The 25357-nt window shown below is 41.3% G+C and carries 14 protein-coding genes; 5 read left to right on the top strand and 9 right to left on the bottom strand.

Annotation, left to right across the window (positions count from 1 at the left end):
* Window positions 1-8: 8 nt before the first annotated feature.
* From DXA54_RS09680 to DXA54_RS09655, 6 genes are all read right to left on the bottom strand, one after another.
* Window positions 9-1556 (bottom strand): RagB/SusD family nutrient uptake outer membrane protein, encoded by a 1548-nt coding sequence (locus tag DXA54_RS09680; protein WP_120079345.1) that lies wholly within the window; start codon window positions 1554-1556, stop codon window positions 9-11.
* Between the two features lie 13 nt (window positions 1557-1569).
* Complete coding sequence (locus tag DXA54_RS09675; protein ID WP_120079343.1) at window positions 1570-4839, bottom strand: SusC/RagA family TonB-linked outer membrane protein; 3270 nt, start codon at window positions 4837-4839, stop codon at window positions 1570-1572.
* Window positions 4840-4855: 16 nt separating this feature from the next.
* On the bottom strand, window positions 4856-7078 hold the full coding sequence (locus tag DXA54_RS09670) for a fasciclin domain-containing protein (protein ID WP_120079341.1): 2223 nt from the start codon (window positions 7076-7078) through the stop codon (window positions 4856-4858).
* Window positions 7079-7092: 14 nt separating this feature from the next.
* Window positions 7093-8661: a polysaccharide lyase family 1 protein gene (locus DXA54_RS09665; RefSeq protein WP_120079339.1), complete on the bottom strand. Its 1569-nt coding sequence runs from the start codon at window positions 8659-8661 to the stop codon at window positions 7093-7095.
* Between the two features lie 86 nt (window positions 8662-8747).
* Complete coding sequence (locus DXA54_RS09660) at window positions 8748-11177, bottom strand: glycoside hydrolase family 88 protein (protein ID WP_371682940.1); 2430 nt, start codon at window positions 11175-11177, stop codon at window positions 8748-8750.
* 302 nt (window positions 11178-11479) lie between these two features.
* Window positions 11480-12790 (bottom strand): glycoside hydrolase family 28 protein, encoded by a 1311-nt coding sequence (locus DXA54_RS09655; RefSeq protein WP_120079335.1) that lies wholly within the window; start codon window positions 12788-12790, stop codon window positions 11480-11482.
* A 310-nt stretch (window positions 12791-13100) separates the two neighbouring features.
* Between DXA54_RS09655 and DXA54_RS09645 the strand changes: the two genes are divergently transcribed.
* The 5 genes from DXA54_RS09645 to DXA54_RS09625 all read left to right on the top strand — a co-directional run bounded on the left by DXA54_RS09645 (window position 13101) and on the right by DXA54_RS09625 (window position 19024).
* A complete protein-coding gene (locus DXA54_RS09645; protein ID WP_120079403.1) occupies window positions 13101-15002 on the top strand; it encodes a rhamnogalacturonan lyase in 1902 nt (633 codons plus the stop codon).
* 14 nt (window positions 15003-15016) lie between these two features.
* On the top strand, window positions 15017-17980 hold the full coding sequence (locus DXA54_RS09640; protein ID WP_004308503.1) for a glycoside hydrolase family 2 protein: 2964 nt from the start codon (window positions 15017-15019) through the stop codon (window positions 17978-17980).
* A 71-nt stretch (window positions 17981-18051) separates the two neighbouring features.
* Entirely contained in the window at window positions 18052-18300 is a 249-nt protein-coding gene (locus DXA54_RS09635; RefSeq protein ID WP_004308502.1) for a DUF3791 domain-containing protein, read from the top strand.
* Complete coding sequence (locus tag DXA54_RS09630) at window positions 18297-18821, top strand: DUF3990 domain-containing protein (protein ID WP_004308501.1); 525 nt, start codon at window positions 18297-18299, stop codon at window positions 18819-18821. The genes DXA54_RS09635 and DXA54_RS09630 overlap by 4 nt, the downstream gene beginning before the upstream one ends.
* Complete coding sequence (locus DXA54_RS09625; protein ID WP_004308500.1) at window positions 18818-19024, top strand: DUF3791 domain-containing protein; 207 nt, start codon at window positions 18818-18820, stop codon at window positions 19022-19024. The genes DXA54_RS09630 and DXA54_RS09625 overlap by 4 nt, the downstream gene beginning before the upstream one ends.
* A gap of 70 nt (window positions 19025-19094) precedes the next feature.
* Here the strand turns inward: DXA54_RS09625 and DXA54_RS09620 are convergent, their stop codons facing one another.
* The 3 genes from DXA54_RS09620 to DXA54_RS09605 form a co-directional block, all read right to left on the bottom strand.
* Window positions 19095-23387, bottom strand: a complete 4293-nt coding sequence (locus DXA54_RS09620) for a two-component regulator propeller domain-containing protein (RefSeq protein ID WP_120079401.1) — start codon at window positions 23385-23387, stop codon at window positions 19095-19097.
* A gap of 224 nt (window positions 23388-23611) precedes the next feature.
* Complete coding sequence (gene rhaM, locus DXA54_RS09610) at window positions 23612-23926, bottom strand: L-rhamnose mutarotase (protein WP_004308498.1); 315 nt, start codon at window positions 23924-23926, stop codon at window positions 23612-23614.
* 19 nt (window positions 23927-23945) lie between these two features.
* Window positions 23946-25355: a glycoside hydrolase family 105 protein gene (locus DXA54_RS09605; RefSeq protein WP_120079331.1), complete on the bottom strand. Its 1410-nt coding sequence runs from the start codon at window positions 25353-25355 to the stop codon at window positions 23946-23948.
* Window positions 25356-25357: the final 2 nt, after the last annotated feature.

Genomic DNA, 25357 nt, shown 5'->3' with positions numbered 1-25357 from the left:
GCTGTTTATTAATTATTACCTGTTATTCCATAATATGGATTCTGTACCAATAAGGTGTTATTTTCAATTTCATCCGCATGAATTGGTAAATACCATGCATACTCATTCTGAAGAACTGAACGTATCCAACTAGCATTCGCTGTTGTATTGTATTGCTGAACCAAAGCAATAAAAGCTGATTTATGAGCATAGTTCTTACTTTTGGCATAACGTATCATGTCATACCAACGCTTACCTTCAGCCGCCAATTCAATATTACGTTCCGGCAATAAATAGTTCTCCATCATTGAGCTTTCATCCTCCTCATCTATAGCTATAGTTTTTTCAAGCAAGTTAGCACGAGTACGGATCTGATTTATAATATCAACAGCCTCCTGCCAATTTTCCTTTCCTTTCCAAATTAATGCTTCCGCCTTCATCAACATGACATCTGCCATTCTGTAAATAATCCAGTTAGCATCATCTTTCAAACGTATTGCATCCAAATTCGTTGGGTCGGTATCACCCATCTTGTACTTCCATATACAATGAACAGTGTTCTCTCCATCAGTAAGTGCTATAAAAGCGCCATACCAACTGCGAACAGCATCCTTTCCCGCTATTACTTCCTCATAATCATTTTCCAAGTCCTCACCCATTTTAGTAGAATATTGATAATTGGGATTTGTACCAGTCGTATACATAGCACTTGGCCCTCCCGTCTGGCTATAGGTGTTGCCATCCCAGTTCACTTCAAAAATGGATTCATTACTATTCCCCGGATTAAAAATTGTATACCAGTTCTCCGGAATTGTAATAAATGCCGGACGACGTGATGCAGTAGCGTTGATTAATAGGTCTGCATACTTAATACAAGTATCATAATCTTCGGTCCACAAAGAAACTTCCGACATTAATGCATACAAAGCCCATTTAGTAGCCCGTCCTTTGGAAGCATTCCAATTATCATTATCATAAAATTCCTTCGCACCTCCAGAGTCAAGAGCTGTTTGCACATCCGCCTTAATTTGCTTCAAGATTTCTTCTTCTGAAGATTTGGCAATAGAAAACGGAGTAGAGTCATCCTCATAAGGAGTTGTTACCAAAGGCACTTCTTTAAAATTGCGTACCAAGTAAAAATACATTAATGCTCGCATGAAATAAGCTTCGGAAAGATGTGCATTCATTGCACCTTCTGTATAGGTGTCATCTATTTCACGTACTCCCGGAGCATGAGCGATGACCACATTGGCCATGTTGATCACTTGATACATGTTCTCCCATTTACAAATAGCTTCTGTTCCATCCAACTGGAAATTCTGCAACTTCATTCCATCCTTATCACCTGTCAAGGTACAAATAGATGCTCCTCGCAGTTCTCCCCATTTTAGCAATGACTGGCAGGAGGAACGCATATAATAATAACCGGAAGCAATGACCGCTTCTACATCTTCTTTCGATTTCCAGTAAGCGTCAGTCACTTGTTCATTTTTAGGAAGCAAGTCCAACCAATCGCTGCAACTACTGTTCAGCAGCAGGCTACCTGCCATTATCCCTATATAAATCAGTTTCTTCATGTCTGTAAATGTATTAGAAATTCAAATTTAAACCACAAGAAAAACGGCGAGAGCAAGGTGTATTTGCACTATCTTTCGATAGTTTAGAAGCCGAAGTAGGAAGAGACGCTTCCGGATCCTGTCCTGTGTAACCAGTCCAAGTTAACAAGTCATAACCAGTAACAAAGAAATTAAGCGTATTGATACCTAAATAATTGCACACCTTTTTAGGTAAGGAATAGCTCAACGACAAAGTCTTTAAACGAACATAAGAAGCATCTTCTACAAAACGGTCTGACCCTAAATAGTTATATCCCTCATTATATAAAGCACGTGGAATATCCGTATTATCTCCTTCATTTCTCCAACGCCGCAAAACCGCTTTACTTTGGTTATTGGCATTATACATAGATTCATTATCCATACGAGTCGCATTAATAATTTTCTGTCCAAAACGACCATAGAATAATGCATTCAAACTTAGACGCTTATATTTAACGGTAAAGCCAAAACCACCAGTAAGAATCGGATTACAGTTGCCCAGATAAACAATATCATATTCATTTATCACACCATCATGATTAATATCTTCATAAATAGCATCACCCGGACATACCTGCTTAGCACCATTCTTCATAACAATTGGCTTACCGCTTACATCATTCATGACATTCCCCTCTTTATCCCGTGCATAAGTAGCCTCCTGATTCTGATAGACTCCTTTGTAGCGATAACCATAGAAGGAACCGAACGGACGTCCCTCTTCTATACGAATAGCATACTCACCATTTTTAAAGGTGTAAGGTTCCGGATTCATTGTTTCAGGCAGTTCGGTAATTTCGTTAGTGTTACGGCTCAAGTTAACATAAGCACTAACACGCCAATCTTTCTTTTCATACAATACACCATCGATACGGGCCTCCCATCCTTTATTCTCCATTCTTCCAGAGTTGTACCATTTATTCTTAGAGAATCCTGTAGTAGTCGGCATTTTCGGTTCTTTCTGCAGCAAGTCTTTAATATATTTATTATACCACTCAAAAGTCAGCCTTAACTTGCCATGGAAAAAGCTAAAATCACCGCCCAGATTATATTCTGTTGAAGTTTCCCATTTCAAATTATTCAACTGCATTCTGCTAGGATAAATAGCAGACATATCCATATATTCTCCTCGTGAAGTATAAGCTCCATAATAAGCAGCCGTTCCTTTCGGAGCATTACCACTTTGTCCGATACTGAAACGAAGTTTGATTTCATCCATCCAGTCTTCTGTATTTTTCATGAATGGTTCATTTTGCATATTCCAAGAAATTCCCACAGTAGGAAAGATACCCAAACGTTCTGACTTACCCATTGCAGAATTAGCATCCATCGTTGCAGAGGTATGAAATACATAACGGTCCAATAAAGTATAGTTAATCAAACCGGTTCCGGAAATACTGCGCGCTTCTGACTCCCCTGAACCCAGACTATAAACAGAACTACCTGTAATCGGATCTGCAAGACCAGAAGAAGCATTACCATAAGACGTACTTGTAGTACTGGAACTAGTAGCTTGTGTAGTACGGAATACAGCAGTTGCAATCAAATTATGTTTATCCTTCCAGTTTTTATTGAATATCAATTTATTTTCTGTTTGCAACGTTAAACTCTCTGAAGAAGCAGCAGTACTTTGGTTGGCATATTGACTTGTCCAAGGTACCCCCGTAGCAACTTGAGGAAGGAATTTGTCTGTTGTAGTAGTCGACATCTTAAGAGAAGCATAAGCCGAATATGTCAAACACGGAAGTATTTTATAATCAATGCGGAAATTAGCACGACTATCACGCGACATGGTGTTTTTATAACTTTCGTTTGCCATAGCTACCGGATTAAAATGGGATGCAGACTTGTTATCAGCCTTAAATTCACCCTCCCAATCCTTCGTCTGATAAGAAAAATACTGTGAAGAACGGTTTCCATCTTCATCCATATAATAAGGAGATTTATTCGGCATCTTTTTAAACGCTTCCGAACGTACATTGCTATCTTTTGGTGCCCAATTGTCATCCTTATCAGACTGTGTAAAGTAGAAATCTGCTCCGAATCTCAACTTATCCGAGAAATTATAGTCTACACGCAAAGATGAGTTGAAACGTTTCAGCCCTGTACCGATGGTTGTACCTCCTTCACTTAAATATCCCAGTGACAGACGATAAGTGGCCTTTTCACCACCACCGCTCATAGAAAATGTATTGTCTGTAGTAAATGCATTCTGACGTACCTCGTCCAACCAGTTCGTATCTACATTATATTCATTGAAATAGTTCCAATTGGGCGAGTAGTTGATTTCAGGTGTATCATACAAATACTTTAAATAAGTATCTGCATTCAAACCTGTATAATTAGCACTATTCCACAAAGCCTCCTGCACCATAGCAATGTACTCCGATCCATTTAACATTGGAATACTATTCGGTTCAAATTTTGCTGTGAACTTAGAAGAAAAATTAAATGTAGTCTTGCCAGTCTTACCTTTTTTAGTCGTAATTGACAACACACCGTTAGCACCTTTCGTTCCCCAAATAGCCGTAGCAGCCGCATCTTTCAAAACTTCTACCGATTCTATATCAGTAGGAGCAATATTCAATAAAGCACCTAAATCTTCTTCATTGGCAGTAGAAAAATCAAAGTCGTCATCTAACTCTTGTGTATAGGGAACCCCGTCAATCACAATTAATGGTTCGACAGAGCCATTCAGTGTACTGGTACCACGAATACGGATAGAACTCCGTGCTCCCGGGTCAGCACTCAATGCAATATCTACACCACTCAACTGCCCCTGTAAAGCTTCTTCTACCGTAGCTATCGGAGCAGTAGCAATCAAATCTTCCATCATCACTTTCTGGGTCGCAGATACATTCTCTTTATGTCCGATACCCATATTATTACGTTCGATACGTTTAGCAGTGATAGCAACCTCATCCAACGTTTCCACATTGGATTCCAGTTTTACATTCAATACCTTCTGACCAGTATATTTGATTCGTTTCGTTTTCATACCAATGTATGAATATACCAATGTCAGATTGTTTTCTTGTGCAGGAATTTGTAAACGGTAGTCACCATCCAAATTGGTCACCGCACCTCCTACAGAACGGTTTTGAGCGTTCACAATATTCACATTCGCACCTACTATCGGTTCGATCTGATTTCCCAGCATTTCGGTCACCTTACCGGACACGACTTGTACCTGTGCGGCTACTTCCCCTGTCCCCAGAACAAGTATCGCTATCAGCATATATTTTACTAATTTCATATTCATATTAAATTCGGTTATATCAAAGGACTGTATCAATCAACTGAAAACATCCGTCGTCAAACGCAAACGGGAAGAAATTATAATCAGATATCACGTTTGCCACTTTTCCATCTACCATTATGCTTAATGAACTTCCGGAATCTGTATACGTCAAAGACTTTCCACTAGCAGTAACATATGTAGAACTCTTCATAGCCGACCCCGGATAAGGATAAGAAATAAGTGCATTTTCCCTATCACGTATAAAATATGAAAGCAGGTATTGACGAAGTTTCGAACTACTAGTTACCGCTCCGGTCGCATCCATGCCCGGAATTTGCCCTGCAGCTATTGCTGTACTAATGGCTTCATTTGTCGGAATAAAACCTATAACATGAGAAGCTCCTGCTAGTCCGAATATATAGTTGCTAGACATTACCATATCAGCTTTCTGCAACAGCTGTGCAAACTGATAGTAAACATAACGATTATCATTACAAACGCTTAATTTATGTTGTAACCCATCACCTTCTTGCGCTTGAAACAAGGCTGTTCCACTATACATATAAGTTCTTCCATTATTCCAGTTGTCATTGCCATTCTTTACTTCTGTAAATTCAGAGAAAGGTTCCACATTATTATCCGGTTCCAAAATTTTATTATAAGCTGCACTACTTGTTATCTTCCCGTCCTTCACATACCAATAATTAAAACCGGTTTGTGTAGCTAGAACCTGTGTCCCATTTGTTTTCAGTCCATCTACACCTGTAGCCGTATGTATGTTTACAATAGTTCTCATTACAGAAGAAGAAACATCTACCAATCCATCCTCGGTTTCTTGTTGTAACTTACTTCCATCCGCATAAGTTCTCAAGTAAATATCTTCTGACTCTATTTGTTCATTAGTAGGCACTAACAAGACATACTTCGTATCTTGTGAAGAATAGGCAGTTATCAGTCCAGTCCCATCCAACATGTAAAGATAATAATTACAATCTTTGTTACGGAAAGCCGGTCCGACTACAGAAGCAAACAAAATAGGTGTATCCATTGTATTTAATCCATAAAAGACACCATTGACACACATTGATTTATCAGTCACCTTAGAAGGATCGAAGTTAAAGACCATGTCATACATATTCTTAACTTTTCCACTCGTAATTTCATCAGGGAATGCAATTCCATCTTTATAAATAAATTGATTCAACATATATTTCATTGCTAAATCATCTACATCATCCAAAGATTCATATCCACCCTTTTCCCAATAATTATCAAAGAAATTATTCATAGCCACATCTGACGGTGCAAATACACTATATGCTTTTGAAGCATTATTGGCTACATCCGAATATTTCGTTGAATACCATTCTACTGCTATAGCAGGCAAAGAAGTACCATGTGTATGAATAAAAAGTGAATCGGCCCCCAAGGCTGCTCCAAAATCTTTAGATAAGGTAGCGTCATACGTATAAGTGGTATTTTCATTATATAAGTTGAAAAAAATCGAATAATTTTCATTTGATTCCAACTGGGTATAAATGGTTTCCAAAGGTTCAATTACCTGATCAACAATATATACATAACCATTATCTGCCAAAATTTCATATTCACTAACAGCAGCATTGGAAACATTGAATCCCTCTGTCCCTTTCCATGTGGAATTAGGATAAAAATAGGTATAATTAGATGCAGCATCCAACTTTTTGGTATCCCAAAAACGGTAAGAGAAAACCGGAATAAAACGGTCCAGATGATATACCATACGTCGTTTACCCGTAGAAGCCTCTACTTCCATAGTAGGTACATTACTACTGCGTGTACGAAACTTATAATACAGACCCGCATTTTTATTCATTTCCTCATCAGTTATTAAATCACCTTCCGGACGAAAATTCACCAACTTATTTTTATTGTAAGAATAATAAAGCAGATGAAAACCAATCACTTTTTTCAATTCATCCAAATTTATTTCACTGATGTCGGAATAGCCGTGCTTCTCCAAATAGGCCGAAAAAGCCGTATCATCCGGAGCCATCACAGTCAGGATACTTTTTCCCTCCATAATAGGCTTAAAACCTGCCAACTCTACTGCCTGCAAAAATAGCGAGTAGTTCCCTCTATCTTCCAGGACTTCCCAAGCACTACCTTTCAACCATTCAGGTTCTTCATAATGTTCATCTATCTTATCTGTACATGAGGAGATAAAGAAAGGCATGAACAGTATACAAAGTAGTACTGTTGTAAATGTCATGTTTTTCATATTACACAAATTGATTATTGTTTATTCTTATTAAGTTCATACTCATATTCATCAGGATATTCCAACGAAAGGGCATAATTTTCTATATTCAAATAGCCATTTTTAGCCTCTTTTACCGCATCTGTCGGATCATATTTGTCCAGTCCCCATGCATCTTCGAAAGCATCTGGCATCCCATCATTATCTGAATCCAGAGGTTTCTGTGCAGCATTTATTGTACCAGGACCTCCCAACGGAAATTGTTCTGTTTTACGTTCATCTTGAATAATCGTTCCTTTTCCTCCCAACGAAGTAAGTTCATCTATCAAGTATTTATCTACTTCATCACGTACCGGAAGATAAGCACCTACTTTTTCAACTACCCATTCATAAGCTTCCTGTGCACTTTTCTGACTGCGTATAATTGGATGTAGATCAGAACGAGCTTCAAGAAGTGTAGGAGAGCCACTACAATATTGTGACCAATTCACTTCTGTTATCTCTATTCCATTCAATGCTCCATCCTTGTCATAGTCATAATAGTTACCTTTACAATAACTTCTAAAATCACTGTTACCACCAGTAAATGGTCTTGCAGGATTCATTGGTACCTGTTGCGCCTCATATACTTTAGGTGCAATTTCCACATTCTGCCAATTATTACAGGGACCAACTATAAAATAGTTATTTTCAATAGTTGTTTCCGATTTACCTGAAGAATCACCACCCATATTATAAGCAGCTCCACTTCCCCAATTGTACACAACGTTGTTAACAAACTGGTTTAATCCTTTAACTTTCGGATTTCGAGTTTTATTGTCAATATATAAATTGCGGAAGATTGTACACCCATTCGATATATCAGTTTGCATTAAGCCACCACACGAGTGATTCTGCAAACCCTGCCCGATTATAGAATTTTGTATTGTTATATTCTTTGGGGCAGTTCCCTTACCATCAGGATTGATAGAAAAACATTCATCTCTTCCCCAAGTCATAGAGCAATGGTCGAATATCATATCTGCTCCATTAGCTACTCCGCAAGCATCTACCTGATCGCTTGGATAGGCAGCCCCCATACGTATACGTAAATAACGAACAATTAAATTCTGTGCACCTGAAGCAGAAACACGCCCATTATAAAGAACGATTCCATCACCCGGTGCAGTATGTCCTAAAATAGTTTGATTACTTTTCAAAACTACGGGATCCTTACTCAATTTTATAACACCAGATACATCAAAGACAATAATGCGCCAAGGTTTGCTTACTGCATCACGAAAAGATCCAGGCCCCGCATCATTCAAATTAGTCACATGATAAATTTCTCGTCCCTCACCCGTACGAGCACCCGTTGCATTTTTCCCATATCCTTCCGCACCAGGAAAAGCAAGTACTCCATCATCAAAAACCGGGAAATTAAGCCCCTGATCCGAGCCTCCCCCTTGATCACCAAAATCCCCATTTTGCGCTTGATCTGTTGGCAAATTGGGACTCAAATCACTTCTAGCATCCTTATCAACACATGCAAACAAAGCAGTGATTGAAAGGCAGGAAACTGCCAATATTCCTACTTTTGCTTTTAATAATGTAATGTTTTTCATATATAATTAAATTAAATAATTAGACTATTTGTAGATATATTTAAATACGTATAAAATCTCGTTATTTCACAATTTTTATTTTCATACTATTTGTTCAGTTCAATACATCCCATAATGAAAGGTCCTGTCGCTTTCGCATCATTATCTCTCATTTTCTCTCCTATATAATATTCGAAACTGCCGTCACGGTAAGGCTTACCACCTAACCCACCCACTTGACAACATCTTGTTAATGTCAATGTGCCGTCCGGATTTGAGATCAGCAGTTTATCGCACAAACCTTTAAAGGCCTTTTCTGCAATAGCACGATACTGACTATCAATATATCCTTTGTTCACAGCTTTCATATAGGCATACATACACTGTGTCGTAACAGATGCTTCCGGGAAATTACCGGTACGTGAAGGTTGGTCAATTACCTGATACCATAATCCATTTTTATCTTGGTATTTTGAAAGGGTTTCTGCTAATTCTTTCGTCCATTTAATCATATCAGCATAACCTGAATGATCTTGGGGAATATATTCCAAAGCATCTACCATAGCCATAAACCACCAACCAATACTACGTCCCCAGAAATTAGGAGAATGGCCAGTTTCCGGATCAGCCCAGCGCTGGCTCCGGTCCTCATTCCATGCATGATAATAAAGTCCCGTCTTGGTATCGTATGTATGCTGATGGCAGAGAGTGAACTGTTTAACAGCCTCATCAATCCATTCCGGACGATTAAATTCAGCTCCATATCTAGCCATAAAAGGAGAAGCCATATACAATCCATCCAACCACATCTGATTAGGGTATATTTTCTTATGCCAGAAACCTCCATCTGTTGTACGAGGTTGCTTTTTTAGCTGATCTATCAAATTCTCGATAGCCAATTTATATTTCTCCTTTTTGGTTTCATTGTACAAATCAAACAGAACTTTTCCGGAATTTATATAATCCAGATTATAGGTTTCTTTCTTATATAAATGAATATCACCTTTATCGTCTACCAAAGAATCAGCCCATGCCTCTACATAATCAAAGTACCTACGGTCTCCTGTTTTCTTCCAAACTTGTAACATCGCACAACAACCTACTCCTTGCGCATAACCAAAATACAGGCGTTTTCCATGATCCAGTTGCCACGCTTCCGGGAAACGACGAATTTCCGAATCGGCAAACAGACGATAATAAGTGTCGGGAGCAAAAGTATCCGTACGGAAAGGAACTGCCGGAAGTCCGGCTTTATTAAACAGATTCACTCTAAAGAAAGTCCCATAACCGTAGCGTACAGCTACAGGTGCAGAGACATAAGTTGAAGAAAGTGTTATCGAACTTCCATCAATCACAGCATCAGCCGGATAAAACCGCGCATCATTGCCGGCAATAAAAAATCCTTTTACCGGTTCATTGCCGGGTGTCTGCAGGCCACCTTCCGCAAATTCAAAATCTAATGTAATTTCTCCCCCATTCACTTTCATTGATTTGTAGAGAGGTCCTGAATAAACAATCTTTTTACCATATTGCTTTGCTAATGCCCAAGCTGCCAGTCGTTCGCCCGGTGCAACTTTATTTCGTGGATGTATGTCGGTAGAATCGGCTGCATCCGTCACTACTGCCATACCAATATTTTCAAGTCCACTTAACCATGTTTTTAATTGTGCTTCACGAATACCTGCCGGTTGTTTGTAATGTGGCGCAATCTGTACGAAATAGAAAGGCATATCCGGCTGATTCCATTCTTTCCGCCAACTATTAATCAGGTTAGTAAATACTTCCTGATATTTCTCATAACGAACAGAGTTGGATTCTCCCTGATACCAGATATTTCCTTTTACAGTGTATCCTACCATAGGAGCAATCATGCCATTCCACAAAGTAGCCGGAACCTTACACTTATCTTTTTCCCTACTCACCCTTTCTTTTGAATATTGTTTTAAGACATCAGCATACAGCGGATTGTTTTCCATCACTTTCATACTTGTCCAAGATTCAGCATGTGTTCCTCCCCAAGTAGACTGAATTAATCCAACCGGTGTACTCAATTCTTTATACAATTTACGTCCAAAGACAAATCCTACAGCAGAAAAGTCTTTCAGATTCTCCGGATTACAAACCACCCACTTTCCAACGCAATCTTCTTTCTCACCATCAGGTGCCAGTTGATGCTCTACATGAAACAGGCGGATTTCCGGAAAATCAGCATCTTTCATTTCTTCCGCTTCATTCAACATTCCTGTTTTCCATTTCACTTGCGGATTACGGGCTACGGGAAATTCCATATTTGACTGTCCCGTACAAAGCCAGACTTCACCTATTAATATATTATTGATCCGGATCTTATTATCACCTTTCAACATTACAGATTGTCCGGAAGTAGCAGCCGGTGTTTGTATCATCAGTTCCCAATGACCGTTTGCTAAAGCAGTCACCTTGTATTTCTTATGATCCCATGAAGTCTTTACCAAAATCTTTTCTCCGGGACGTGCTTTTCCCCAAAAACGTACTTTCGCATTTTGCTGAAGTACCATATTATTTGATAATATAGAAGGAAGTTGTATATCTGCATGAATACCTATTGGAAAGAAACAGACCAATAACCACAGACAAAAAATAATTCTACAGAATTTCATTGTATTTTATAGTTTTAGATTCAATATTTTACTGAATAAGCACATGTCAAAGATACCGCATTACATGGTAGAGTTAAAGAAAAGGAATATGGAGAATTCGACTTTCTTATGTAAATTCATATGTGTACAGCCCATCACACGCCTATTTTGTACGATTTTACAGGCTATGTACGATTTTCCAGTCTTTCTACCATTCTTTTTTAATTCACTTTATTTATCTCAACCTTTCTCATAACCAATTCATCAATAATATTTTCATCTATCTTCACATCTTTTTTAGCCGTAATAGTCAAATTGTCAAAACAGAAATTGGATAATTTATATTGTTTTGATTTCTCTACAGCAAAAAAGGAATCACAATCCAGATGAATATTACGCATTGTAATATAGCTGGAATACGAGACTGGCATATCCTTGCGATCTTTCAAATCATAAAACTGTGTCCAAGGAGCAATAAAGATACAATTGCGGACATTTCCTTTTATGTCTTCAACGAGGATGTACTTATATTGTTGGGGAGTATCCGGACGCATTTTCAACCACAACAGGCGTTTAGCCTGATCTAGATTGCAACGTCGAAGAATTATATTATGATTATATATCGATTCACTACCGCAAGTCAGCACTCCGTGACAGAATCCAAAAGTACAGTCTTCAATGATAATATCACAATTGCCACCATTATCGGGATCTTGATCTGCCCATGGTCCTTTGCCGCCTTTTAATGCAATTGCGTCATCATTAACCGACATATAGCATCCCTTGACAAGTACATTTTTACATGCATCAATATCGATTGCATCCGTACTTGGAGCCTTTACGGGAGAAGAAGGTGAAAAGATATGCAAATCCAAAAGTTTTACACTATCACACTTATAAATGTGAGTTGTCCAAAACGGAGAATTAACAAGTCGCACATCTGAAACTTGTACATTATTACTATGAGATATATGAAGTAGACGAGGACGCAATTCATCCATATTAGTACATTTAGGAATAACACGCCTCCGCAACCAGAATGACTTCCAATATCGTTCACCGTTTCCATCAACTTTTCCTTTTCCGGAAAGGGTGAAACCATCTACCTTATCAACATTAATCAAAGCTGAAAAGTACTTTAGGTTCTGTCCCTCCATCCGTGTTTCTATTACAGGAAAGTTGCTAATATCGTCACTACCTTTTAATATAGCTTTCTCTTCCAAATGCAAGTGTGTTCCCGGCTTAAAGAACAGCGCACCACTAAGATAAGTACCTTCAGGTATAACAATGACTCCGCCTCCATTATTAGACGCCAAATCTATAACAGCCTGAATTTTCTCTGTCTGTAACAGTGTACTATCATTCACTACTCCATAGTCGGTAATCAAGAAACTCTTTCCTAATCCATTTATATCAGTTTTTTCATTTTTGTAAAACCAATCCGGTATAATTTTACCATCGGGAAATTTTTCCTGACTAAACAGTTGCAGACTGCAACATGTCGCTACTATTAAAAATGCTGACTTTATCATTTTCTATATCTCGTTACTTTTTTTGCAAAAGTACCGCATGTTTCCATTTGCCCCAAAGCAAAGGATATGGAGATATTGATTTTCTTATGGAGTTCTATGCAAAAGATTCAAATACTACTTGTATATATACAATATTCCATATCTGGAGGCACTTTCATACATACATCGAATTCTACATCAGCTGAAAGATTAATTTGAAAGGGTGCACAATTGTATATAGTCTTTGTACATTTCTCCATTTCATACATTCAAAAAAGGAGTAATTTTGCGAGTGAATAAATATAATAAGGTCCAAACCGATGAAACAAATATGAGAAGAATTGCAATTTATCTATTGTGCATATTCATGTTACTGCCTGTTGCAACAATGACAGCACAACCTGGTTATAACTACTCAAAGTTACAACGGGAGAAACTAAACCGCGGCGTAGTTGCCATTCGCGAAAACCCTTCAGAAGTAATCGTTTCGTGGAGGTATCTTTCTTCCGATCCGATACAGACCGGTTTCAATGTGTACAGAGACGGGAAGAAACTGACAGACACTCCCATCACAGTCAGCACCTTGTTCCGTGATAAGAATAACAGTCAGAAAACGGCTGTTTACGAAATACGTCCTGTTCTAAAAGGCAAGGAAACGCATCACATTGACGGTACATACACACTCCCGGAAAACGCGCCTCTCGGCTATCTGGAAATTCCCCTGCAAAAACCGGCCGACGGAGTAACTCCGGCAGGTGATACCTACACGTACAGTCCCAATGATGCTTCCATCGGTGACGTAGACGGTGACGGCGAATACGAAATTATCCTCAAATGGGACCCCAGCAATTCACACGACAATGCACATGAAGGCTATACAGGCGAAGTATACATCGATTGTTACCGAATGAACGGAGAACAGCTATGGCGTATCAACTTGGGTAAAAACATACGTGCAGGAGCTCATTATACTCAATTCATGGTGTACGATCTGGATGGCGACGGCAAAGCGGAAGTAGTGATGCGGACTGCCGACGGAACAGTGGACGGAAAAGGAAAAGTAATTGGAAATGCCGATGCAGACTATCGCGAAGCCGGTTCCTTTGACCAAAGCAGGAATCAAATGATGAAGCAAGGACGTATCTTGAAAGGTAAGGAATACCTGACTGTTTTTTCAGGAGACACCGGTGAAGCCTTACATACCATCGACTATATCCCTGCCCGCAGCAACGTTGCCGACTGGGGAGACGCAAAAGGTAACCGAAGCGACCGCTTCCTGGCTTGTGTAGCCTATCTTGACGGAGTACACCCAAGTGTTGTCATGTGCCGAGGCTACTACACGCGTACTGTTCTGGCTGCCTTCGACTGGAACGGAAAAGAACTGAAGAACCGTTGGGTATTCGACAGCAACCATCCCGGATGCGAGCTGTACGCCGGACAAGGAAACCACAATCTGCGTGTAGGCGATGTGGATGGTGATGGATGCGACGAAATCATTTACGGTTCCTGTGCTATCGACCACAACGGCAAAGGACTTTATTCTACCCGAATGGGACATGGAGACGCCATCCACCTGACACATTTTGACCCTTCACGAAAAGGTCTGCAAGTATGGGACTGCCACGAAAACAAACGTGACGGAAGTACGTACAGAGATGCCGCCACCGGAGAAGTGTTATTACAGATAAAAAGCAATACCGATGTAGGACGTTGTATGGCCGCCGACATTGACCCGACTCATCCGGGTGTGGAAATGTGGTCAGGAGATTCACAAGGAATTCGAAACGTAAAAGGAGAAATCATAGCCCCTAAAATGAGAAATATGCCGACCAATATGGCTGTCTGGTGGGATGGAGACCTATTACGCGAACTATTGGATAGAAACATGATTATTAAATACGACTGGGAAAACAAAAAGTTTGTTCCGCTTGTCAAATTCACAGGAACTCTTTTCAACAATGGAACGAAATCGAATCCTTGTCTCCAAGGTGACATTATAGGCGATTGGCGGGAAGAAGTACTCGTACGCTCCGAGAACAACGCTGCTCTCCGGCTCTACGTTTCGACTATTCCGACCGAATACAGATTCCACACCTTCCTTGAAGAACCGATATACAGAATCAGTATCGCTACCCAAAATGTAGGCTATAACCAGCCAACACAACCGGGATTCTATTTCGGACCGGACCTTATAAAAATGAAAGGTACTTTCAGAGGATATCAATTCAAGTAAGTTAAGAGACTATCATGAAACACAAATTATTTCTTTTCACATTTCTCCTGGCTATACTGTCCGCCATTAATATACAGGCATCCGAACGCAAAAAATACAATTTCAACAGCGAATGGAAGCTGCGGATAGGAGACTTTCCTAAAGCCAAAGATACAAAATTCGACGACAGTAAATGGAAACAAGTAACTTTGCCCCATGCCTTCAATGAAGATGAAGCATTCAAACTTTCCATTGAACAATTGACAGATACAGTGGTATGGTATCGCAAGAGTTTCCAGATTCCGGAACTGAAAAGTAATCAGAAAGTATTCGTCGAATTTGAAGGAGTACGCCAACGCGGAGACTTCTATCTTAACGGACATTATCTAGGCAGACACGAAAACGGTGTTATGGCGGTAGGGTTCGACCTGACTCCACATATCAAAGAGGGTGAGAACGTGATTGCCGTTCGCACCGACAACGACTGGATGTACAGAGAAGAAGGAACTAACTCTAAGTTCCAGTGGAACGACCGCAATTTCAATGCCAACTATGGCGGTATTCCTAAAAACGTCTTCTTGTACGTTACTGATAATGTATATCAGACTCTTCCCCTATATAGCAACCTGAAAACGACAGGCGTATACGTCTATGCCCAAGACTTCGACATCCAAGGACGCAAAGCTACGATTCATGCCGAATCGGAAGTCAGAAATGACAGTAAAGCTACCCGGCAATTCAGCTATCAGGTGACTATACTTGATGCCGACGGCAAACTAATGAAAACTTTCCAAGGTGATAAAGTGACTTTGAAAGCCGGAGAGACTAAGACGGTAAAAGCATCTGCCATCCTTCATAATCTTCACTTCTGGAGTTGGGGATATGGTTACTTGTATACGGTAAAAACCGCTTTGAAAGATGATAATAATCAGATATTCGACGAAGTCAGTACCCGCACCGGCTTCCGCAAGACCCGCTTCGCGGAAGGAAAGATATGGTTGAACGACCGTGTTATCCAAATGAAAGGGTATGCACAGCGCACCAGCAACGAATGGCCGGCAGTAGGTCTGTCCGTACCTGCCTGGTTGAGCGATTTTTCTAATGACCTGATGGTGAAAGGAAACGCGAATCTGGTTCGCTGGATGCACGCTACTCCGTGGAAACAGGATGTAGAATCCTGCGACCGTGTAGGTCTGATACAGGCAATGCCTGCCGGAGATGCAGAAAAAGACCGTGAAGGACGTCAATGGGAACAACGGGTGGAGTTGATGCGAGACGCGATTATCTACAACCGTAATAATCCGAGTATCCTGTTCTACGAATGTGGCAACAAAGCCATCAGCCGCGAACACATGATAGAAATGAAAGCTGTCCGCGACAAATACGACCCGTTCGGCGGACGTGCCATCGGATCACGTGAAATGTTGGATATCCGCGAAGCGGAATACGGTGGCGAAATGCTGTACATCAACAGAAGCGAACATCATCCGATGTGGGCGACCGAATATTGCCGCGACGAAGGTTTAAGAAAGTACTGGGATGAATATAGCTATCCTTTCCACAAAGAAGGTGACGGACCACTTTATAAAGGACAACCGGCCACTGACTATAACCGCAACCAAGATGAACTTGCCATCACCATGATAGCCCGCTGGTATGATTATTGGCGTGAGCGTCCCGGAACGGGTAACAGAGTCAGCTCCGGCGGTACTAAAATTATCTTCTCCGACACCAATACCCACTACCGGGGTGCGGAAAACTACCGAAGAAGTGGAGTGACGGACGCGATGCGTATCGAAAAAGATGCTTTCTACGCACATCAGGTAATGTGGGACGGATGGGTAGATACGGAAAAAGACCAGACCTACATCATCGGACACTGGAACTATCCGGATAATACGGTAAAACCTGTGCAGGTAGTATCTACCGGAGAAGAGGTGGAGCTTTTCCTGAATGGTAACTCCCTGGGTAAAGGCAAACGCCAATACAATTTTCTCTTTACTTTCGACAACGTAGCCTTCAAACCGGGCAAACTGGAAGCTGTCAGCTACAATAAAGCAGGGAAAGAAATCAGTCGTTATGCTGTAAATACAGCCGGTGAACCTGCCAGTCTGAAACTTACCGCTATCCAAAACCCCGAAGGCTTTCATGCAGACGGTGCGGATATGACATTGATACAGGTGGAAGTGGTAGATAAAGACGGACAACGTTGTCCGTTGGACAACCGCACTATTCAGTTCACACTCAAGGGTCAGGCGGAATGGCGCGGAGGTATTGCTCAAGGTAAAAACAATCATATTCTTGATACAAACCTTCCGGTAGAATGTGGTATCAACCGCGCACTGATCCGCAGCACGACGGCTGCCGGAAAAGTAACTCTGACAGCACAGGCTAAAGGACTTCTAAGTGCCTCTCTCACATTGGAAACGGTGCCTGTAAAAGTGACCGGAGGTTTGAGTACCTATCTTCCGCAGGCCACTTTGAAAGGCAGACTGGATAGAGGAGAAACACCTTCTACCCCTTCTTACAAAGACAGCAAAAAGGGTGTACGAATCGTTTCGGCAAAAGCCGGTTCCAACAATAATGATGCTGAAAAAAGCTACGATGATATCGAACTGACCGAATGGAAGAATGACGGTAAACTAAGCACTGCATGGATTACCTATACATTGGAAAGAGATGCCGAAATAGACGATATATGCATCAAACTGCAAGGATGGCGTTCACGAAGTTACCCGCTGGAAGTATATGCCGGCAACACCTTGATTTGGAGCGGAAACACGGATAAAAGCCTGGGATATATTCATCTCAATGTAGAAAAGCCCGTACGTGCTAATACGATAACCATCCGCTTGAAAGGAAACACCAGTGACAAAGATGCTTTCGGACAGATTATCGAAGTAGAGGCTATAGCGGCCAATACAATGGAATTGGAAAAAAGCAGTAGCAAACACCAGTTGAGAATCATCGAAGTTGAGTTTCTCGAAACAATCAAATAAAAAAGTTCCGGCAATGTTGTTTATTTGCCTGCCATCAAGTATCTTTGTTCATAAACTGAATTTTAACGCTTATGTGTAAACAACCGGATATCCTAGAAAGTGAAAAGATTCACTTTGCAGTCATGGCAATAGAAGCTGGAGCACGCGAAATGGGAATTTCTCCTATGGAAATGCGCCGACGTTTAGAGAAAATGAATCTAATCAAACGTCTTCTACTGGACAATTACGAAGTGATGCACACACAAAGTCTAAAACATGTAGGCGAGGATGTGGTCGAGGCTTTGAAGAACTGGGAGGCACAGGAGGGCGAGAAGGGATGAAAATAACACTTTATCATGGCTCCACCCTTTCTATAGAGCATCCCTTAGCCAAAGTGGGACGTGCCGATTTAGATTTCGGTAGAGGTTTTTATCTAACCTCACTACGCTCACAAGCAGAACAGTGGGCTGCCCGCGTACAACTATTACGGGCAAGTACTACTGCATGGATTAATGTATACGAATTTGATATGGATGCAGCTATAAAAGCTGGATTCAAGCTACTTCGTTTTGATGCTTACGATCAGCATTGGTTGAATTTTATTGTCGCTAGTAGGAATGGAAAACAGCCTTGGAAAGATTATGATATTATAGAAGGAGGCGTAGCAAACGATCGGGTTATTGACACCATAGAAGATTACCTTAACGACATTATCACCATAGAGCAAGCCCTCGGGCAATTGGTATATGCACAACCTAATCATCAGATATGTTTGCTCAATCAGCAACTCATTGATACATATCTACATTTTGATAATAGTTTTCCACTGGATACTATGGACAGAAAAGGAGGTAACAAATGAGAGAACAAGTACTTTGGAGAAAAATCAGTCGCATCGTCCTATTATTATCAGCCCGATTGGAGATAAGCCCGGAAAGAGCATTAAATCTGTTTTATGAAACGAATGTATGTGCCATGTTACATGACTCCCGTTACGGACTGCATCTAATGAGTGATACTTATATTATAAATGATGTATTGCGTGAATTACAAGACAAGCAGTAATTTTAGAATATATTATGATACCAAGCAAACAAAATCTCTTCTTTTCATACCGTTCCTTTTTGAATCCTTATCACTCATTTTTTTCATTTATTCCTTCATTATTCACACCACGCTGATAAACCGATGGTGCCACCCCAAACTGTGCTTTAAAGCATTTGCTGAAATAAAAAGGATCACTGATGCCTACCTTGTAAGAGACTTCCGCAACCGTTAGATTATCTTCTGACAGCAACAACTCCGCCGCTTTCTTCATTCGCACCACACGCAAATATTCATTAGGCGAATATCCTGTTACGCCGCGTAATTTCCGATAAAAAACGGTTCGTCCCAACTTCATAAGCTGCGCAAACTCATCAATAGAAAATTCCGGGCGGGCAAGATTCTGTTCGAGAATGGCAGCCAAGCGGTCTGCAAATTCTTTATCCCGTTCGGTAGTACACATAGCCGGTCGCACAATACCCGGTTCGTTGGAGAACTTCTCACGCAATTTATCACGCTGTTCGATCAAACGGAATACACGTGCCAACAGCAGTTTAACGCTGAATGGTTTGGCGATGTATGCATCCGCACCTGCCTCAATTCCTTCCAGATGCTTTTCCGGTGAGTTCAACGCGGTCAGAAGGATAATGGGAATATGACTCGTATCAAAATCTGTTTTTAGTTTCTTGGTTACTTCAAATCCGGTCATACCCGGCATCAGAACATCACAGATAATCAGGTCGGCATCATACGTACAGGCCTTTTCAAATCCGGACGTGCCGTCGGCAGCCACTTCCACTTCAAAGTATGCGCCGATTTCTTCCCGTAGAAACTCACGGATATCATTATCATCTTCAATAATCAGCACTTTCCGTTTGTTCAAAGGAGCAGCCATCTTTTCCGGGTCAGGAAGCTCTTCCGAAAGCTGTAACAAATGATGTGCATGACCGTCCGCCTCTTTCAGCAATACGTTGCCCGGAACAAGGAAGTCTTTCTCCGAATACACCGTCTTATCTGTCGGAATACATACGGTAAATACAGAACCGCCACCTTCATTGTCTTTATACTCAATCGTACCTTTATGCACCTGCACCAGTTCGTGGCTCAAATGCAGACCGACCCCAATACTGTCACCGGAGAAATTACTCTGCATAAACCGCTTGAACAATTCATTCTGTTTCTCTTTAGGAATCCCTACTCCCGTATCCGAAACCTGAATCTGCAATGTTTGCTTCCCTTCGTCCACATTCACCGAAAGAATAATCGTTCCGTTGGAAGGGGTATATTTAAATGCATTTGAAAGCAGGTTATAAGTCACCTTATCCAAATTTCCTTTATCAATAAACATCTTATAAGATGGCACCGAAGGCAAGAAACGGAAGTTCATATTCTTCTGTTCCGCCACGTCGCCGAAACTCAAAAATATTTCATAAAGGAAAGAGATGACATCTGTTTCCTCTAAAGAAAGCGCCAGTTTATTATTCTGCATCTTTCTGAATTCCAATAACTGGTTGATGAGCCTCAACATACGTTGCGTACTCTTATCCATTGTTTTCAGAGGATATATCAATTCGCGCGGAATATCCGTGACACGCTGGATTTTCTCCAAAGCTCCCTGGATTAAGGTAAGCGGAGTACGGAATTCATGAGAAATATTGGTGAAGAAGACCAGCTTATATTCAGTCAGTTGCTTCTCTACGTTAATACGGTTACGCAAACCATTAAAGTTGCGGACGATGCGGAAGGCAAAATACAAGGCTACCATCAATAACAGCACATAGCACAACATTGCCCAGGTAGTCTTCCAAAACGGCGGGACGATTACAATCTTCAGTGTAGTTTCACTGTCGTTCCATATACCCGATCCATTGCTGGACTTGACATGAAGTATGTAGGTTCCCGGATTCAGATACTTAAAGGAGGCGAAATTCAGTGGAGAAGGAGCACTCCATCCCTGGTCGTAGTTTTCCAACCAATACATATATTTCGTATGTCCGCTATCCGAATAGTCGAAAGTGGAGAAATCTATCAGGAATGAGTTTTGAAAATATTTCAGCGTAATTTCATCCGAATAAGCAAGAGACTGTTTTAAAGGAGAATCCTCCATCTGCGGATTCATCTGGGTTCCATTGACGTACAAATCAGTGAAAACAACCGGAGAAAACGTTTCACTATCTTGTATCTTTTCAGGGTCGATCACAATTAATCCATAGTTTGTACCAAAAAGCAATTTCCCATCTTCACGCATACAGGCACTATTCTCACTATACACATTTCCTAAAGTATAGGAAGAAAAGAAATAGTTCTCAAAAGAACGGGTGGACGGGGTGAACTTGGAAATTCCATATTCAGTCGCTACCCAAAGGTTTCCTTTTCTATCTCCCAAAACAGACTGGATCACATCGTTGACCAACCCTTCGGAAGTTCCGTAATGCTCATATTTCAATGAATGATAGTCGTCCTGCGGCGTACAGAGGTTCAGTCCCGAACCGGAAGTACCAATCCACATACGTCCCTTCGTATCACGATAGATACATTTGATTTCATTACTGCAGAATTTTCCGTTTGTATAACTGAAAAGATGATAATTATCACCATCTGCAATCAGTGAGTCCGGATGAAAGATACAAATCCCCTCACTGGTTCCTACCCAGACCATTCCGTTTTCATCTTCTTCTATCACACGCACCATCCTCATTCCGAACGTTTGCTGGAAGAAATGCCGGAATTTATATTTCCCGTCAGAAGTAGGTTCAGCCAATTCGAGCCCTCCGCCGAATGTACCCACCCACATGCGGTCTTTGCGATCGCGATAAATAGCAAAAACGTTATTATCCGACAATGAAGTCGGGTCGGACGGGGTATTATAATACCAGGTATCTCCCACCTTCAATCCATTACCACGGGTTCCTGTCCACATCCGTCCCTGGCGATCTTCAGCGATTGCATAAATATTGGAATGGAAATATTGATTCGTCATTTTCGACTGAAGATTCGCGTCAAAAGTATAAAGTCCGCCTTTACGCGTACCTACCCAAATATCGCCATTAGACATCTTGGTCAACATACGGATGGTATTCGAACGGTCGAACAGTTCACGGGACTCGGGATAGATGCGAGAAGTTCCTTCATTCAACACTGAAATGCGGGATAAACCCGAATATTCCGAAGCTACCCAGATGCCACCGGCACGATCTTCCATGACATATTGCAGGAAATCCGAACTGATATGACTTTGATCGTTGATGTTGGCAACGAAATGTTCCAGTTTATCTTCGGCTGTGTTATAAGCAAAAAGCCCATTCCCATAGGTCGAAATCCAGATGATTCCGCGGGAATCATGTACGATATGATAACGTTCGAAGTCGATGTAACTGATCTTGTCTTGAGGGATCAACTGGAAATCTTTACTTTCACCGGTTGCGGCAACCACGTAGGTGAGGCGTCCTGTATGATTATATATCCAATAGTCTCCGTGGTTGTCGCGAATCAGTTCGCCCTTTTTAATATTCAGACGAGGATCAGCGGCTACTTCTCCGGTCGTAAAATCATAAGTATATACTCCGGTCGTAGTCAGAATCATCCATTTATCTTTCAACAAGAAATTTCCGGTAGGCGACGTCTGCCCTGCAACGGTTGAAAGGGCAGCCAGCTTCTGCATCTTCTGCGTAGCCGAATGGTAATAATAAATATCTCCATCTGCTGTAAGGAAATACATGTCGTCCTTATAAGCCAGAGAAGAAGTGAAATGAATCAACCGGTCTTCTATCCGATATTGTCCGTTGGAGACAGAAACTAATCCGCATTGAGTGCCGATCCAGATACGTCCACTGGCATCTTCATTCACGAATTTCACCCGGTTGTCCGGCAGGTTTCCACGTTCTGTCCTGAATACGGTGGATGTCATTTCACCGTTTTTCTGATGCACCATACGTCGGCAACCATTGCCTTGATGTGATAACCATACGTCTCCGTTGGCTGTAACAAATACAGTAGAGTAATTCTGCCTTAACTCGCCACAACCCGTGTAATCAACAAAACGGGCACGTTGCAAATCATAGCAGCTATATAGTTCAGGTGTAGTGGAAATCCATAAAAAGCCATCTTTATCTTCTGTAAGATCGTAAATCCGGTTGTCGACCAAAGACACTTTATCTCCGGCTTCCGGACGAAAGGTCAGGAAAGAGTTGCCATCATAACGACTTAATCCGTTCAAGGTAGCCAGCCACAAAAAGCCTTTGCTATCCTGATAGATGTATCGGATAGAGTTGTTGGGAAGACCGTCACTAGTTCTCATTTGTGTAGAACGAAGCTCTATTGCACTATAGGCATTCAGTACAAAGCTAACAAGGAAAGTGAAGACTAAAAGGTGTCTTTGCGTCATATAGATTCCAAGATTAATAATAAATGTAGGACAAAAATAATCAAGATAGTTGAGATAATAAAAGAAACACTCCATTAAATAGTAGGAAGTGAATATGCTAAAGAGCAATTATTACCATTTTTAGACGCGGATTACACGAATGACGCGGATTTTTTATTCTTAAATCTATGTCATCCGTGTAATCCGCGTCTAAAAAATTACAGACTGATAGAATTACTGAAAACTCAATCCATGTGGAATACTTCCGGCAAAGGAATGGATACCGGCGAATTGTCCGGATTCACTTCCATGATATCCGCCATATAGTCCCACCATTTCTGTACGATTTCCGTATTGCCTAAATCCTGCGAACCTGCTCCCCCTTCCGTTTTTTGGAAAGCAAACAGGATATTTGTTTCTTTATCCCAATAAATCGAATAGTCCGACACTCCATTCTGTGAAAGCAGTGCTTTCAGTTCGGGCCAGATGGCAGCATGTCTTTTTTCATATTCGGCTTCACATCCGGGTTTCAAATACATTTTAAATGCTTCTCGTTTCATGGTTTCAATCTATTTAAAGTTAATCTTTCTTTTCTTCTGTGTCGATAGCAAAAATAGGTGCTGTCGTCTTTTGTTTCACCTGGTAGTATTGAACGGCACTGTCATTCATCTTCGGATATTGATTTTTCAACAAGCGAATCATTTCCGCACCTGCCCAAAGAACCGGTCCGTAACCATGAGCCGCATATACATTGACCGGACGGTAATAGTAAAAAGCAGGGTCGAAAGCCATTCCCGTACCGACACAGGTGCCTTCCACTTGCCCCTCCGCATTTATCTTGCCGGCTACGGCATGCCATCCCAGATGAGCAACCGGTCCGTAAGCAATGGCGTCAATCCATCCTTTATTGATGGCGTGTGCCAGACAGTATACATATATTGCAGTAGCGGAAGTTTCCAGGTAAGAATCATTCCGGTCGAGCAGTTGGTGCCAAAGTCCCTCTCCGCTTTGTAAGGCTGTCACTCCACGTACATGAGCCCGGAAATAATCCATCACTTTCGCACGTTGAGGATAGTCTTCCGGTAGAACGTCGAGCAGTTCGCAAGCCGTCAACATAGCCCAACCGTTGGCGCGCGCCCAACAAAAAGCAGGATGATCGCTACTGCTTTCCACCCATCCGTGACGATACAATCCTTTTTCGGGGATAAACATGCGGTCGGCAAATTGCAGGAATTGTCTCACTGCTTCTGCCAGATATTTATCTTTTTGCTCCTTGTCATAATAACTCATCTGTGCTACTGCCGGAATACCCATAAACATATCATCCAGCCAAAGAGTGTTATGCTGCGGACGGTTGCGTGCAAAAGTTCCATCTGCCAGACGATACTCTTTATGAATGATGAAATCAAAATAATTCCGTATCAGTTCATCCACAGGAAGCGAGGGATCTTTCAAACGGACTTTCACCATCGCCGCGCATACGGCTCCCGCATCATCCAGTGCGTGCGGAGTGAGGATTTGAAGCAACTGCGGGTCCGTTGTACCCTTTTCTTTATAAACACGTTTGAAATGCGGTGCTACTTCGGCCAGAAAACGAAAACGATTCTGTACATAATCCATATAGCGTGTGTCGTCCGTAGCTTCGGATGCCGCTATCAAGGCAGAATAAGTCACTCCCCATTCATAACTTGCCAAACGAAAAGCTCCACGCTCCAGTTGTGCCTCCTCTCCCATCGTTGTATAGTTGGTAATCACTTTACCCGTATTCTTGTCTACCACACGGGCGGGAGTCTCCTTATCTATATAAGCAAATACACGGTCTACCTCTTTCTTTACCTGTTCCGGTGTCAAATCACCATAAGTGCCCTGATAAGCAGGTTGCAATAAATGCAAAGGCGTGTTTGAGTCATTCACTACAGTTTTCTTTTTCTGTGCACTGACAGGCAAAGCTATCAGCAACAAAGCAATGGCTATGATACGAATATTCATAT

It is taken from the genome of Bacteroides sp. OF03-11BH, assembly GCF_003604005.1.
GTDB lineage: Bacteria > Bacteroidota > Bacteroidia > Bacteroidales > Bacteroidaceae > Bacteroides > Bacteroides ovatus.
Note: the sequence above shows the minus strand (reverse complement) of the source record. Positions and strands in the feature narration are given on the sequence as shown.

Excerpts from the sequence above, each read along its gene's own strand:
- DXA54_RS09635 (WP_004308502.1), top strand. The coding sequence starts at position 18,052 with ATGTGTAAACAACCGGATATCCTAGAAAGTGAAAAGATTCACTTTGCA.
- DXA54_RS09675 (WP_120079343.1), bottom strand. The coding sequence starts at position 4,839 with ATGAATATGAAATTAGTAAAATATATGCTGATAGCGATACTTGTTCTG.
- rhaM (WP_004308498.1), bottom strand. The coding sequence starts at position 23,926 with ATGAAACGAGAAGCATTTAAAATGTATTTGAAACCCGGATGTGAAGCC.
- DXA54_RS09620 (WP_120079401.1), bottom strand. The coding sequence starts at position 23,387 with ATGACGCAAAGACACCTTTTAGTCTTCACTTTCCTTGTTAGCTTTGTA.
- DXA54_RS09605 (WP_120079331.1), bottom strand. The coding sequence starts at position 25,355 with ATGAATATTCGTATCATAGCCATTGCTTTGTTGCTGATAGCTTTGCCT.
- DXA54_RS09680 (WP_120079345.1), bottom strand. The coding sequence starts at position 1,556 with ATGAAGAAACTGATTTATATAGGGATAATGGCAGGTAGCCTGCTGCTG.
- DXA54_RS09655 (WP_120079335.1), bottom strand. The coding sequence starts at position 12,790 with ATGATAAAGTCAGCATTTTTAATAGTAGCGACATGTTGCAGTCTGCAA.
- DXA54_RS09640 (WP_004308503.1), top strand. The coding sequence starts at position 15,017 with ATGAAACACAAATTATTTCTTTTCACATTTCTCCTGGCTATACTGTCC.
- DXA54_RS09670 (WP_120079341.1), bottom strand. The coding sequence starts at position 7,078 with ATGAAAAACATGACATTTACAACAGTACTACTTTGTATACTGTTCATG.
- DXA54_RS09630 (WP_004308501.1), top strand. The coding sequence starts at position 18,297 with ATGAAAATAACACTTTATCATGGCTCCACCCTTTCTATAGAGCATCCC.
- DXA54_RS09660 (WP_371682940.1), bottom strand. The coding sequence starts at position 11,177 with ATGGTACTTCAGCAAAATGCGAAAGTACGTTTTTGGGGAAAAGCACGT.
- DXA54_RS09625 (WP_004308500.1), top strand. The coding sequence starts at position 18,818 with ATGAGAGAACAAGTACTTTGGAGAAAAATCAGTCGCATCGTCCTATTA.
- DXA54_RS09645 (WP_120079403.1), top strand. The coding sequence starts at position 13,101 with ATGAGAAGAATTGCAATTTATCTATTGTGCATATTCATGTTACTGCCT.
- DXA54_RS09665 (WP_120079339.1), bottom strand. The coding sequence starts at position 8,661 with ATGAAAAACATTACATTATTAAAAGCAAAAGTAGGAATATTGGCAGTT.